Source organism: Microbulbifer okhotskensis (genome assembly GCF_023895975.1).
GTDB lineage: Bacteria > Pseudomonadota > Gammaproteobacteria > Pseudomonadales > Cellvibrionaceae > Microbulbifer > Microbulbifer okhotskensis.
The window spans coordinates 16,964-30,503 of sequence record NZ_JALBWM010000049.1; the positions used below are offsets into that span (position 1 = coordinate 16,964).

At 44.8% G+C, this 13,540-nt stretch carries 9 protein-coding genes and 1 pseudogene; 4 read left to right on the forward strand and 6 right to left on the reverse strand.

The features are described from left to right. The first annotated feature begins 57 nt into the window (after positions 1-57). The 3 genes from MO867_RS12235 to MO867_RS12245 all read left to right on the forward strand — a co-directional run bounded on the left by MO867_RS12235 (position 58) and on the right by MO867_RS12245 (position 3,008). Positions 58-1,515 carry an MFS transporter gene (locus MO867_RS12235; protein ID WP_252467681.1) on the forward strand — a complete coding sequence of 486 codons (1,458 nt, stop codon included), beginning with the start codon at positions 58-60 and terminating at the stop codon, positions 1,513-1,515. 385 nt (positions 1,516-1,900) lie between these two features. Then, on the forward strand, positions 1,901-2,407 hold the full coding sequence (locus MO867_RS12240; RefSeq protein WP_252467693.1) for a cupin domain-containing protein: 507 nt from the start codon (positions 1,901-1,903) through the stop codon (positions 2,405-2,407). A 190-nt stretch (positions 2,408-2,597) separates the two neighbouring features. After that, a complete protein-coding gene (locus MO867_RS12245; protein WP_252467695.1) occupies positions 2,598-3,008 on the forward strand; it encodes a YajG family lipoprotein in 411 nt (136 codons plus the stop codon). Between the two features lie 638 nt (positions 3,009-3,646). On the opposite strand, the gene MO867_RS12250 is transcribed toward MO867_RS12245, so the two are convergent. Continuing rightward, positions 3,647-4,132 (reverse strand): hypothetical protein, encoded by a 486-nt coding sequence (locus tag MO867_RS12250; RefSeq protein WP_252467706.1) that lies wholly within the window; start codon positions 4,130-4,132, stop codon positions 3,647-3,649. A gap of 926 nt (positions 4,133-5,058) precedes the next feature. On the opposite strand from MO867_RS12250, the gene MO867_RS12255 reads away from it, so the two are divergent. Further along, positions 5,059-7,386: a chitinase gene (locus MO867_RS12255; RefSeq protein ID WP_252467708.1), complete on the forward strand. Its 2,328-nt coding sequence runs from the start codon at positions 5,059-5,061 to the stop codon at positions 7,384-7,386. Between the two features lie 112 nt (positions 7,387-7,498). Here the strand turns inward: MO867_RS12255 and MO867_RS24335 are convergent. The 5 genes and pseudogenes from MO867_RS24335 to MO867_RS12280 form a co-directional block, all read right to left on the reverse strand. Continuing rightward, positions 7,499-8,448 (reverse strand): annotated as a pseudogene (locus MO867_RS24335) (IS30 family transposase). Positions 8,449-8,692: 244 nt separating this feature from the next. Next, a complete protein-coding gene (locus MO867_RS12265; RefSeq protein WP_252467721.1) occupies positions 8,693-9,937 on the reverse strand; it encodes a hypothetical protein in 1,245 nt (414 codons plus the stop codon). A 136-nt stretch (positions 9,938-10,073) separates the two neighbouring features. After that, entirely contained in the window at positions 10,074-11,372 is a 1,299-nt protein-coding gene (locus MO867_RS12270; RefSeq protein ID WP_252467723.1) for a hypothetical protein, read from the reverse strand. Between the two features lie 103 nt (positions 11,373-11,475). Next, positions 11,476-11,820 carry a hypothetical protein gene (locus tag MO867_RS12275; RefSeq protein ID WP_252467725.1) on the reverse strand — a complete coding sequence of 115 codons (345 nt, stop codon included), beginning with the start codon at positions 11,818-11,820 and terminating at the stop codon, positions 11,476-11,478. A gap of 1,077 nt (positions 11,821-12,897) precedes the next feature. Further along, positions 12,898-13,500, reverse strand: a complete 603-nt coding sequence (locus MO867_RS12280) for a hypothetical protein (RefSeq protein WP_252467727.1) — start codon at positions 13,498-13,500, stop codon at positions 12,898-12,900. Positions 13,501-13,540 lie beyond the last annotated feature (40 nt).

The following is a 13,540-nucleotide window of genomic DNA, read 5'->3' on the forward strand; positions in this document are numbered from 1 at the left end:
CACTTGAAGTCGTATGCTAATTTCACGAGTCATTACTGGCAAGTCAAAGTTCCGCTTATGTACACCGTAAAAAATTTTTTCAAGGACACAGGAAAGGAACGGAGTGTCCAGGTATCCAAAAGAGAGGTACTGGTCACTTTATGTTTGGCGACCCTACTTGCTGCTTTGGGAGTCAGTGCCATTAATATGGCCCTGCCGGTATTGATTGACCGTTTTGATGTTTCATTTAGTGACACCCAATGGATTACGGTAGCTTATATGATGAGCATGACTGCTACCCTGCCGATTGCGGGAGGTGTCAGTGATAAGCTCGGACGACGAAAGCTGTTTTTGATGGGGGGGCTGGTATTTACGATATCGACGCTCTGTTGCGCCTTTTCATTTAACGTGTGGAGCCTGGTATTTTTCCGCGCGATACAAGGCGCTGGAGCAGCCATGTTTGTGGCAGTTTCAATGGCCATAGCCAGCGATGTATTCAATAAAACCGAAACCGGGAAAGTAATCGGTTTGCTGGGTAGTCTTTCCGCTGTCGGTACCGGGATGGGGCCTATTGTCGGTGGCTTGATTGTAGAGCACCTGGATTGGCAGGCAATATTTTGGATAATGGTACCCATTGGTTTGGGCATATTTCTTCTTGCCTACAGAACTCTGCCGGAGAATATTGTCGAACAGGCAGTTGGCGGGGGTAACAGGCTTAAGAAGTACCTTGCTAGCGCCTCGCTGTTTTTCAGTATTATTTTTTACACTCTGGCAATTAAACCACTGGGTGAGGGCTACTCAATCATTAATGGCATCGCCATCGCAATATCCATTATATTCGGAATCTCTCTACTGTATTTCCGCCAACGAGAGCAGCCCCTGCGCCAGGGGTTTACAGAGTCTTCAGGTAAACAGATATTTATCGCTAATCTGGCGGGCAACTTTCTGGTGGCGTCGTCAGTGATGAGTAGCTTAATTGTTGGTCCTTTTTACTTGACTTTGGCGCTGGGTCTGGATCTTTTTGTGGCGGGGCTGGTAATGACGGCGGGGTCATTTATGGTTGCAGCTTGCTCTAATCTTGCTGGTCGGGCAGTGGATCGATTCAGAAGCCGGGGCATTGTCTTGCTAGGGCTATTGATTATGATAAGCGGGGCTTTGGGAATGGGGTTATTGACCATCGAGCAGGGCCTGGGTGGTTATCTGGCCTTTTCAATTACGGTAGCTATCGGTTATGGAACCTATCTATCCACCGTTAATACCTTAACGATGAACAGTGCCCGGGCTGTGATCCGAGGTCGCATCTCAGGACTTCTGGGTTTATCGCGCAGTATGGGTCTGCTTACCGGCGCATCCTTGATGAGTGTTATTTTTGTGGGAGTTGCACCGGGCGTGGCACTACAGGAGATGAGTTCCGTACAAATAGCCGATGGTCTCAATGCAGTTTATCGGTTGGCATCGGCGCTGTTGGTGACCGCCCTGATCATACAACTGGGATCAATTCTAGTGAATCATCGAAGAGTCAAGGCGCAGAACTGATACACCTTCCCGGCCTGCACGAGTAGACCGGGAGTAACTTTTTTCCCTACTGCTTTTATAAAAGACCTATCGTATTTCTAGCATCCCGTTTCTCCTGCCCTTATTTAACCGCGCTGGTTATCTGTTGGCCATTGGGCGCGGTTTGGAAGTAAAAAGCACGTGCGTTCCGGATACTCAGTTGGCACTTTTTTGACACTTTGGTATTGAACTTCATATCTTTCGCGATCTATTCCTCTCCTTTAAAAATCTGGCATTTTAGCTTCAAAGAAAATAAATTTTAGTCAAAAAATTATGTTGACTTAAAGCTGACTTAAAGTTGTATCTTTTATTTGACTGTTGTTGGTTATTTTTTGCTGCTGGTAACAATTCCTGGAGGAATAGAGTGATGGAAAGTGATTCATTGAAAACATGTGTTGAGGATCTGAAAGCCGGTTGGCGGGGCCTTGATTCATTATCCATTCTGAAATGCCAGGAAGCACTGGCCAAGTTGTCCAGGTCCAGTTCTGATGAAGCCTGGCTGGACGATTTACACAAAAGGAGAGAGCCCGCAGTAGAGCTTTATAGAGATGCAGGGAAGGGTTTTATTCTGCTTGCTCATGTTGAGCCCCATGGTCTCTACCGCCAGCCCCATAATCACGGCAATGGCTGGGCATTTTATGCGGTACAGTCTGGCGAAATGGAGATATCGACCTATGCCCTGATGAACGGAGAGGGGGGCGAAAGATTAGTCACTAGAGGTTACTACTCAATGAAGCCGGGTAAATGCAGTGTTTTTCTTCCTGGTGATATCCACGATACTCGCTGCCAGTCGGAATATACATTGATGTTCAGATTGACCAGCTGCGACTTTAGTGAGGAAAAGCGTGCGGGTCGGCTCAGAGTCTTTTCATAATTGATAAGGCTTCACAAGATAAAAATCTTAGAGTTGTGTGAAAGTTTCTGTAGCCTATTATTTTTTTTTAAAGTTTGGCAAATAAAAAAATTTTGGTCTCTGATTTGAAGATAAATCAGGATGAATCTGATTAGTGGTCCCTGTATTGATCAGATTTTCACTCATAGGGAAGGTGTTAAGGTAAATTATAATGAAGAAGTTAGTATTAGCGGGTATGACCCTAAGCATTTTAGCTGGCTGTCAGTTTGCACCCCAGGGGGATTATCTTAGACCATCTGATGTCGTTGCTGATAAAAACTCACTGTTAGGACAGGAAATTAGTGTTACAGGATACTTAGCCTGCAATAGTGATTTCTGCCAACTGTATGAAGGCAAGTCAAGAATGGGTATCCCGGAGGGGGCAAAAATCGGCGTTAAAATTGATGAGCTTCCCTCTGCGGATAAGAAATTTGTAATCAAGAAGTGTACTATTTCAGCTGATGAAACTTGTGCTTTGCAAGTGACTGGGACCCTTAAAAAGGGAGCGCTGCCATCATCACCAGACCTTGTAGCCGATGCTATTCATAAACTTGGTATTACTGGCCTGATGAATGCCATATAGTCACAAGCAAAGGGGTGAAGCGAAGGGCTGCTTGAACTGGTAGAGTACTGCTTGGTAATAAACTGTGGTATTAGCTCCTCGGAAGACAATATCAAGAAATCAAGTTAGTGTGTACCCCCGGCTGGCCCGTCGGCGAATTGCTAACGGGCGCCTTTAGATTCACTGAGTCAAAAACTCAATTCCTCGGAGGCTAGTTGAAAGGAGCTGCCGGTCTGCTATTGAGTTTTAACCCTGATATTGTCGTTACCGGTTTAGTTTACGGTGATATTTCTATTCACCTCACTTTGTGAAATTCAAATAAAGTTATCCAGTCCATTTTGTTGTACCAAGGTAGAGCTAGAAGTGCCATCCTGATTTGCGGAAATCTCATTCACCATACCCACCTGTATCGTGGTTATATTCATAAACTTCCCTTCTTGTCGTGCAAATCAAATATTATCTGATCCAATTTGGCTTGATCGGACGTAGCTATTTTCATTAAATACTTGCCAAAGAGTCACATTGTGCCATCACCGTTTTGAGTTATCTCACTGATGGTGGATTCGGCAAAGTTCTGTACGCTTGTCGCCTCGTTCCCTATTCTATTTCGTATGATAGTTGCCGTGTAGAAGGCACCGCGTAGTTGAATAAGGACACCGTCATTTAAGCTTCCAGTTTGGATAGTGAACCAGTATGAAATTCACCGCTGGTGGCTCGAACAAACTGGTATTACTTTGTCCAGATTGAAATAGGTAGCCAGTATCGCTAAGTGAGTCACTTTGGAAAAGCTCGCCTTTATTCCGCTGTCCTTCCTGGTAAATTTCCCCAAAAGTGTTTTCCGTGAGTATCTGGGTACTCATTGCAGTGTGATTATCGCTTGCCTGCCCTATCGGTACTATCGTTGAGCTACTTTCTTCCTGGCTGGCGAAAACACTATTGCCATCGTCGGTTTGTATTTGGAGTATTGAGCTTTGTAAAGCATTCACCGTTTTCGTTACTTCGACAGAAATGTTAGTGCCTGTCTGTGATTGTTCTCTCAAGTTGTGTTCAATCTGGGAGTCTGTTTGTTCGGCGACGGCCAGATTACCATCGCCGTATTGCTCCACAAGAGCGGTACTACCGTCAGCGCTAGTGATAATATTCAATAAAGGGGTAGGACAGGAAAAAGGACATGCTAGCGCTTCACAAAAACCTCTCTTTGTGGCACAGGTCAGAGCGAATGGATTTAGTCTGAGACCGACTTCAGGGGGCGATCGTCTGTTTTGGCTTTTTACATTTGATATTGCCGCGCTAAAGTGGCGACTCGAAATACGGACAATGCCATAGGACAGAAATGTAATAAATCTTAGAGTAAAGTCATCAGCGGGAAGTGCCCAGCGCTTTTGGACTTTTCTATTATCGATATGGAGTCACATACCGACGGGTAACTTGCTCTCATTTTTGTGGTGAAGTGATTATTGAAGTCCGATCTCAATGTCGAAATTCGGGCTTTTAAAGTGTCTTGATCTCAAGCAGCGGTTATGCAATGGGTTAAGGCTCTTCTCTCAGTGCCGATCTCTAGAATTTGTTAATACATAAACCGACAGCTAAAATAGTTTAGCTTGTTGGCTGCTGGTAGTATTATATACTCTCCATGTGCTTTTGGTGGTTTTTCCTCACTGGTTGTGTCGAGGCGGTCACGAAATATTTTAGGGGGCTCTGGAACCATTCTCTTCGGAGTTTATCGAACTTGCTGTGCACGTATGGGGTTTTAAGAGCGGTGTGCAAAAAATATTTTAAGTATTTGTGATAATTTCCAAGAGGTGCAGAAGCAGCTGCTCCGCGGAGAGAAAATAAAAACGGGGGAGGATACTTCGTATCTTTTATTGCCAACAGCTCAGAGACTCCAAGTGATGCGATAAATGTTCACGTGGTTAACTGTGTTACAACTTCAGTATTTCCCCCGTTAGAAATTATTGGCGCAAATTTTTAATCTCAATTTTTGGAATTTATGCCTCGCGGCTCATTGATAGCCTTGACGTGTGTAACTGCGTTTTTAAATAGAACCCTAAAAATGATTACTGGAGATTCTATGAACCATATTTTTATTCGCACAGCCATTGCCTCGGCATTGATGATTGGGACTCAAGGTGCAGGCGCCACTCAACCTGCTGATGACTATGTTGCGGGGCAAAGCTACGGAGGTGGCAGTCAAGTTTGTTCTGGTGGCGATCTCTTTACTGCTCAGTGGTGGGCAACATCTTCTCAAAAACCAGCAGATGCTTTAACCGCTAACAATCGATGGGATTCTCCTTGGATCTTGGAAGAAGCGGGAGCTTGTGATGGCAGTGCTAGTGACGACTCAGGCTCCGGTAATGATGACGACACCGACACCGACACCGACTCAGACACCGACTCAGACGGAGGCAATGGTAACACGGGCAGCGGCGGCTCCAGTGACTCCGATACCTATATCGTCGGTCAGGCTTACCGTCAGGGTAGCGAAGTTTGCTACGGCGGAGATTTATTCGTTACTCAGTGGTGGGCGAATGGTGATGATCATCCCACCGACGCGTTGAGTGTTGAAAACACCTGGGATTCTCCCTGGATTCTCCAGGACGTAGACGGTTGTTCTAGCGATGATACCGATAATAGCGATAACGGTGACGATACTACGCCCATTTCTGTAAATGTATCTACTTCACAGGCGCAGGTTACTGGTGGGGGAACTGTTGTCCTCGATGCGGATGCATCAGGTGGCGACAGCAACTTGTCTTATAGTTGGGCCCAATTGTCCCCGAATTCTCCAGATGCAGATATTACGACTGCTACCAGTGCTTCTACCACTGTAACCCTTCCGTCTACGACTTACGATATAAGCTATGTATTTAGCCTCATTGTGAGCGATGGTGAATCTAGAGAGGAAGCGCAGGTAACCGTGAAGAGCCTTGCAGTAGACAATACTGGTGAAGACGATGATAACAATGGCTCCGAAAGCGCGATAACTGCGAATATTTCCGCTTCTACTAACAATGTCGGTTGCAGCGGCACTGTTAATTTGGATGCCTCTCAATCAACTGGTGGCACCGATATGTCGTATATCTGGAGCCAAACTAGTGGCCCGGTTGTGAAGATGACCAGCTATACCGGTAACTCTTCCTTCGTAACTCTGGCCGAGGTTTACAGCGACGTTACATATACGTTCCAACTGACCGCTTCGGACTCTACTGAAGCCAGCGATGTAGGCGAGGTAAGCATCAGTCAAAATGGCTGCGCTGCCGCCGATGGCCACGTCATGGGTGTCAGTGAGTTAAATGCCACAGAAGAATCAATCACTGGTAGCGACTCCCTGCTTGAAGAAGTGAAAGCGACGGTTGAAACGCGGAATAATGCAATTGTAGAGGCGGTGTTGGCAGGCCGCGGTGCAAACCCTGAAAATGTGCTTCGTGTAGAAAGTATTCTTTCTGAGGAAGACTGGGATTACCTGTTCTCCCTCAGGGCTGAAGAATATACCTACACCAACTTCCTGCGTGCCGTTGCCAAGTTCCCGGCATTCTGCGGCGATTACACCGATGGTCGTGATGCAGAGGAGATTTGCCGTAAGTCACTGGCTGTAATGTTTGCGCACTACGGTCAGGAAACCGGTGCCCATGCAACCGGTTGGGACGTGCCGGAATGGCGCCAAGGTCTTTACTGGTTGCGTGAAATCGGTTGGACCGAGGAAAGCTCCGGTGGCTATGGTGCCTGTGATGCAGGCAACAGCTGGGCCGCAGAAGCATGGCCCTGCGCAATTAATGATGATGGCGGATACAAGAGCTACTTTGGTCGCGGTGCCAAGCAATTGAGCTGGAATTACAACTACGGTCCTTTCTCTCAGGCGATGTACAGTGATATCTACACCCTGCTGGAAGCACCGGAGCTGGTAGCGGATACTTGGTTAAACCTGGCGAGTTCGATTTTCTTCTTCGTATATCCACAGCCGCCCAAGCCGAGCATCCTGCATGTGATTGATGGTACCTGGGAACCCAACAGTGTCGACTTGGCTAATAACCTGACCCCGGGATTCGGTGTCACCACCAATATTATCAATGGTGCTATCGAATGTAGTAAGGGCACTGAGGACTACCGCTCTGAATACCGCATCGAATACTATCAGAGGACGGCAGATTACTTCGATGTGGAAATTCCAGCAGATGAAGAACTCGGTTGTGCCGATATGGGGCAGTTCCAGACCGGCGGTGCGGCCTCCCTGGATATCTACTGGGATAAAGACTGGGGTTGGTCTGCAGATACCCCAGATAATGGGAGTTACGCATGCCAACTGGTGAACTACCAGACCGCTTATTCAGCACTAAACGAGGGTGATTATGCCAAGTGTGTTGAAGGAAATTTCGATATGACCACCGATTACCAAGACTAAAAACCCAGGGGCGAAATAGCGCCCCATCCCCCCCTTTGGTGACCCGACATTATACCCACAGCCTGGGCACCATTTTTTGTTTCCTGCATTCAACTATGAAGTGCATGACCCTTTAGGCTACTGCCGCAGCCGTATATTCTCCCAATATTTGGCTAGGACTTTTATAGCCTAACGGTTTCCTGGGGCGATTATTTAAACGTTCAACAACCTCTTCATCTGCTTTTTGATTCACAAGCTTGAAGTCAGTATTTTTAGGGAAGTACTGGCGCAGCAGACCGTTCGTGTTCTCATTTAGGCCCTCTCCCAAGAGGCATGCGGGTGTGCAAAATAGACTTCAGCATCCAGAGCCATACTAATCTTCTCATGCAAAGCAAACTCTTTGCCATTATCGGCGGTAATGGTATGTACCAAGTGTTTATACGGCTCAAGTAGAGCAATCGTAGCCTGAGTGACCAACTCTGCCGTCTTGCGCTCAACCTGCTGAGAGAGAGTAAACTTGCTCTTACCATCTACGATGGTGACCAGAGCGCCGCTATGGCCTTTACCTATAACGGTATCAATTTCCCAGTATTCGATACGAGATTTGTCATCGACAACTTGTGGCCGATGCTCGATACTGATGGCGTTCTTGATGTGCCCCCGAGTGGACTTTCCATTAGCTCGCTTATTGTAGGGCCTATCCCTACGCCGCAAGTTCTCGTATAGAGTTCCACCACGCTGCTTATCAGCCCAGACATACAAGTAAATGGCTTCATAGCTGATTAGCAGGTTTTCTTCTTGCTTTAGTCAGCCGGAAATTTGCTCTGGACTTCATTGTAGCTTCAACTTGCGCTCTATCAGTGCAATGTTCTTGGATAGTATTTTTGTTGGCTTTTTCGATAGCCTACGCCGCTCTTCGGCCATCCCTTGCGCTTGCTTATGGCGGTACCCACTACCACCTCGATTACGAGTCAACTCCCGACTAATCGTAGGCTGGCTAACCCCTATCTCCTTAGCGATTGTCCTCTGGCTTCAATCACTTTTCTTTAACGCCCAAATCTGGCATCGTTGCTCTTCGGTCAGCTGTCGCTAACTTTCTGTCATCACTTAATCTCTTGGCGGAGAAGAAGCGGCAGATATTACCTTCAGCTGACCGTTCTTTTCCAGATGATTAACTGATGCACTTCAAAGTTGAATGCAGGATGTAATGAAAATGCAAAGTGTCAGTTTATGGCAGACTGTCAAACACCACCTATATGATGTTTGACAGTAAAACTGTTTTATTTAAAGTACGTTGTAGTTTCGTTCAATCAACCTTGTATTGGCTCTACTGCATTACATTGGCAAAGTTTGCATTGCCAATCTGAATCGTTGTTGACGTTTGGTCTACACCGGTTTGGGTAATTTCCTTATAATGCCCGTCCCCAATTTGAACCAAACTTAACGAGTTACCTAAACCGCCCTGAATGATAACGGCTTCATTCGAGTTGCCCAGCTGCGCAATATGTGAATTGAGAAGTACGCCATCCTGCTGAATACTACTGCTGTTGCTGTTTCCAACCTGTACAACAAGTAGGTGGACGTCTATCCCGAGCTGATCTGTGCCTGCTGAATTCTGGCTACCAAGTTGATCAATTTGACCACTGCTGATCAATGTATTTTGATCGGCGTCGACAAGGTTTCCAGAACCAGCTTGAGTAATTGTCAGGGAACCATCCTCAGATAAGTTCTGATTGGTGGTGACGACATTCATGATGCCCAGCTGATTGATTAAGACGCTGTTGGAGCTACTGATCGTTTGAGTGGTTTCAGCGGAGTTCTGAGTGCCCGCCTGTACTACATCTGCAGTATCAGAATTAGTATCTAATTGGGATATTTTTGCATAATTATTGCTTCCCACTTGGCTAATTGATCCCTGGGCAGAGTTACTGTCAATTTGATCTATGCGGCCAGTGTTCAGCAAGCCAACTTGAAGCAATGTCGAATTACTTCCCGAATCAAGGAATTGCAGGACATTGCCTGTATTGGATTCACCGAATTGTAGCAAGGTACCACTGCCGGAGGTTTGCTCCTCCTGGTAGATTTCGGCTGAGTTTTGCTCACCAATCTGATTAGTTAGAGAAGAATTGGATGTCGAAATTACCTGTTGGGAGTTAGCTGTATTTGAAGCGCCAATCTGATTGACGATAACAGATCCATTTGATGAGCTACCCTGGCCGGCATTGACACTATTATTATCTCCAAATTGGGTAGTGTTTATCTGTCCATTGCTGGTATTTTCTTGGGCGGTCTCACTGTCATTAGCAACACCGATTTGTGATTGTACAATGGTGCTATTGCTGGTGCCGTCAATTTGTAGAGCATCCTCGCTGTTATTAACCCCTATCTGGGTTTGAACGATTAAGCTGTTACTGACATCCGGGTCAACATTATTAGCGGTAGCAGTATTGCCGATACCCGTCTGGCTTTGAATGACAAAATTATTATTGGCGAAGACTGCACCACTAATTGCTAGTGCTTTAGAACTAAAGATAAAGGGTGAGATTTTCATGAAATACTCCTTTAAAACCAAAACCTCTGAGTTTCATGAGCGATTAATTCAAAAATGTGCTCCTCCTTTCGTCAAGGCAAGTTGTTGAGATTTATCCTGTACTCAACCAGAACTTCAATGTGCTGGTTGAGTACATAGCTGTGGGTTGTGGATAGAATTATTGCTGCACGCTAGCAAAGTTGGCACTGCCAATTTGAGTGGTAAAGGAAGATTGATTTACGCCAGTTTGAGATATTTCTTTGTAATGACCGTTTCCGATTTGCAATAATGTTAGGGAATTTCCCAATCCACTCTGAGTAATGTCTGCTACATTGCTACTTCCTGTTTGTGCGATGGTAGCTCTTAGCAGCACACCATCCTGCTGGGAATTAGTTGAATTATCTGAGCCAACCTGGATGACTGAAAGGTTAACATCTACTCCCAATTGATTCATGTTCGCCGAATTTCCACTGCCCAGTTGTATAGAAAAAAGACTTCCTAACAAGGTATTTTGGTCAGCAGTATCAACGCTATTTCCAAATCCAGTTTGTAAAATAGTTGCCGAGCTGTTTTCAGATAGGCTTTGATTAGGGCTGGTACTATTTTGTGTGCCCACTTGAATAATAAGCAGGTTATTGGAGTTGCTGATAGTTTGGGTTGTTTCGGCGGAGTTCTGCGTGCCGCTTTGTAGGATTTGTACGGTGTCCGAATTGGCGTCCAGCTGGGAAATTTTAGCGTAGTTGGTGTTGCCAACCTGAGCAATAAATCCACTCGCTGAGCTGGAGTCTATTTGGTCGATACGAGCACTATTGCTGGGCCCTGCCTGTGACAATTCAGCGGTACTATCTGAGCTAATAAACTGCACTACATCAGCTGTATTTGTAGTGCCAATTTGATTTATTATACTGCTCACCCCGTTAGTGTTTTCTTGATAGTTACTGGCCGTGTTTTGATCGCCAAACTGAAGCGTGAATTGTGTTGTTGAATCAGTAATGACTTGCTGAGCATTGGCGTTATTGGTTGTACCTAACTGGTAAACTTCGATAGAACTGCTGGAGGTAGTTCCCTGATCGGATTCAGCTGTGTTGCCATCTCCAATCTGTATAGTTGTCTTGACACTGGTCGAATTATTCAAGTCTGATGATTCGCTGCTGTTGTTTGTACCAATTTGGGTCTGGTTAATGATAGTACTGCTCGGGCCATCCATTTGTTCGGCATTCATATTGTTATTTGTGCCAATTTGAGTTTGATTGATAATGCTATTTGATACCACATTATTTTGTGAGGCAGTCATACTATTATTGAACCCCACTTGGGTTTGCACAATAAGGCTATTATCCACCGAGCCACTTGAGTTATCAGCTGTGGCTGAATTGCCAGCACCTATTTGATTTTGAATGACAAAATTATTATCAGCCACTGCGCTGGTGCTTAACGCCAGAGCTAATGAAGTGGATACGAAGAGTGAGGTTTTCATGCTATATTCCTTTACTACAAAAAATCCTAAAAATTAATTCTCTGTTAGATTAAAAAATATATGTAAGTGATTGTATGACCTTAAGATTATAAAAAAAGACATTCTATTGCTGTATGCTCGCAAGCTTAGTGCTGCCAACTTGCGCTTGAATGATTCTGATATCACCCGCCCCATCTATTTGTTCAGCATCCATATCATTATTTTCACTGGTCAGATTTTGATTGACTGTGCTATTGAACACAATGTTACTTTGTAAGGCATTAGTAGTATTGTTCAGGCCTATTTGGGTTTGCGCAATTTGACTGTTACTTACATCGCTGCCTGATTTATCAGCATTGGCGGTATTGCCAATACCTATTTGATTTTGGGTGAGAAAATTGTTGTCAGCACTATCAACACTGCTAATTGCTAGTGCCAGTGAAGCAGCTATAAGGAAAGAGATTTTCATGAGATACTCCTTGACTACAAAATCTCTGTGGTTGTCGACAAATTTGGAGGGGTTAATTCTTTCCTTGCGAGTTGGGGATAATTATTTGAGTGTTGAAGGTGTTCATTGGGTGGTTGATAAGTGAACCAAAATATCACTAGCCAAGAGTATTGGTGCTGCACTATTTCCCTTTAGGGATGATTGACACTGTCTTTTTGGCTATTTAGATCGAAGGTTCAAGTAACCATTTAGGTTATATTGACCGTTTCTTCTGTAAGGGTGTTCCCTGGATCACTAACGCTAGAGCAGTAGTATCTAGTCTTCATTGGATAACTCCTTTACCAATATCGACTTTATGTGCGGTTAAGTGACGATAGCCTTTAACGTTCATATAAATCCACTCTGGCTGTCCGAGTTTTTCGGAAACTGTTAGCACTGAGCTTGATATTTATTTCATCTGGCTACCGAAAATGCATAATAATATCACTCTGCGTCACCATGATATGGTTTAAAGCCATAATTTAGAGCGAAGCTATTGATCTCGAAGTTAAGTTCTAGAGATCTATTCAGGAATACTAGTAGTTTTGCAGATTATATTTGATTTATCTATGAGAGTTAAGTGTGGCAAAGCTGAGAACAAAGTAGAGGTGCCATACTTTATTCTCAGCTTATATGACGTTAAGGTTCACAGTAGGCTTTTATCAAAAATATTGTAGGTGTATTGATATGCCTTGCCAGATACAGGGGGGTAGCCCAATTAAGTTCATCGCGCCACTCGGTTTGAGATAGTGTTCTGTAACAAACAGTGAACCCAATACAATACGGCTTTGGCGCGTACAATTTTTCCAATATCGCTTCTGGGCTCTTGGTCCAAACAAAAGGCTTGGGGTTGGCGTTGTGAATGCCTATGAACGCCATTATTTTTTGCTCCAGATCGTTTACTGATGAAATGATACCACGACGATTCCTTCCCGTGATTAATCCAGAGAAGTGTTCAACAAGATTCAGCCAAGATGAGCTGGTTGGTATGAAATGCATTACCACTCGCGGATTTTCTTCAACCAATTATAGGTTTTTTCATACTTGTGTGCGACGTAGTTATCCAAGATTACATGCAGATCTGTATCTTTCTCCGTTTGCGCCTCTACTTTCTTCATGGATGACAGAAATTCCTGATGGCGATGGCTGAACAATTTTCGTATACACTTCTGTTTTTTCATTCAGAAAACCAACGTAGTCAAAACGATGCATGTCTGTATCAAAATCAACCTTGCCATCATATTTTCTGGGGCGACCCGTACCTTTGTATGTTCCTTCATATAACCACTGTAAGTTTGCATCTTTTCGCAATTTCCCAACAATGTGCAACCCCGTTGGAATAATGGCTGAAACAAATTTCACCTTGCTATAATAGGCATCTGCAGCAAGGTATTTAATTCCAAGCGCACGAATTGCTGCCGCAACTTTGACGGCATGATCGGCATATAGCTCAATTCGTGATCGACCTTCTTCGTCTATTGTCTGTTGGGCGTCCAAGGCATAGGCAGTATTCGATTTTAGATCAGTGATACTGATCATGGAAATTTCGAGACCACGTTGTGATTCTCCGGCACTTCCGTTGAAATACCATCCCAGCCACTCTATTTTACAGCCTGACTTGTTGACAAAGCTTGCATCTATGGCAGCGAGAGTTATTGTCAATTCTGGTGTTCAACAGGCCTGATCAAGCAGCGCTCTGGTC

Coding starts and splice junctions, on each gene's coding strand:
- MO867_RS12255 (WP_252467708.1), top strand. CDS start 5,059: ATGAACCATATTTTTATTCGCACAGCCATTGCCTCGGCATTGATGATT.
- MO867_RS12235 (WP_252467681.1), top strand. CDS start 58: ATGTACACCGTAAAAAATTTTTTCAAGGACACAGGAAAGGAACGGAGT.
- MO867_RS12245 (WP_252467695.1), top strand. CDS start 2,598: ATGAAGAAGTTAGTATTAGCGGGTATGACCCTAAGCATTTTAGCTGGC.
- MO867_RS12270 (WP_252467723.1), bottom strand. CDS start 11,372: ATGAAAACCTCACTCTTCGTATCCACTTCATTAGCTCTGGCGTTAAGC.
- MO867_RS12275 (WP_252467725.1), bottom strand. CDS start 11,820: ATGAAAATCTCTTTCCTTATAGCTGCTTCACTGGCACTAGCAATTAGC.
- MO867_RS12240 (WP_252467693.1), top strand. CDS start 1,901: ATGGAAAGTGATTCATTGAAAACATGTGTTGAGGATCTGAAAGCCGGT.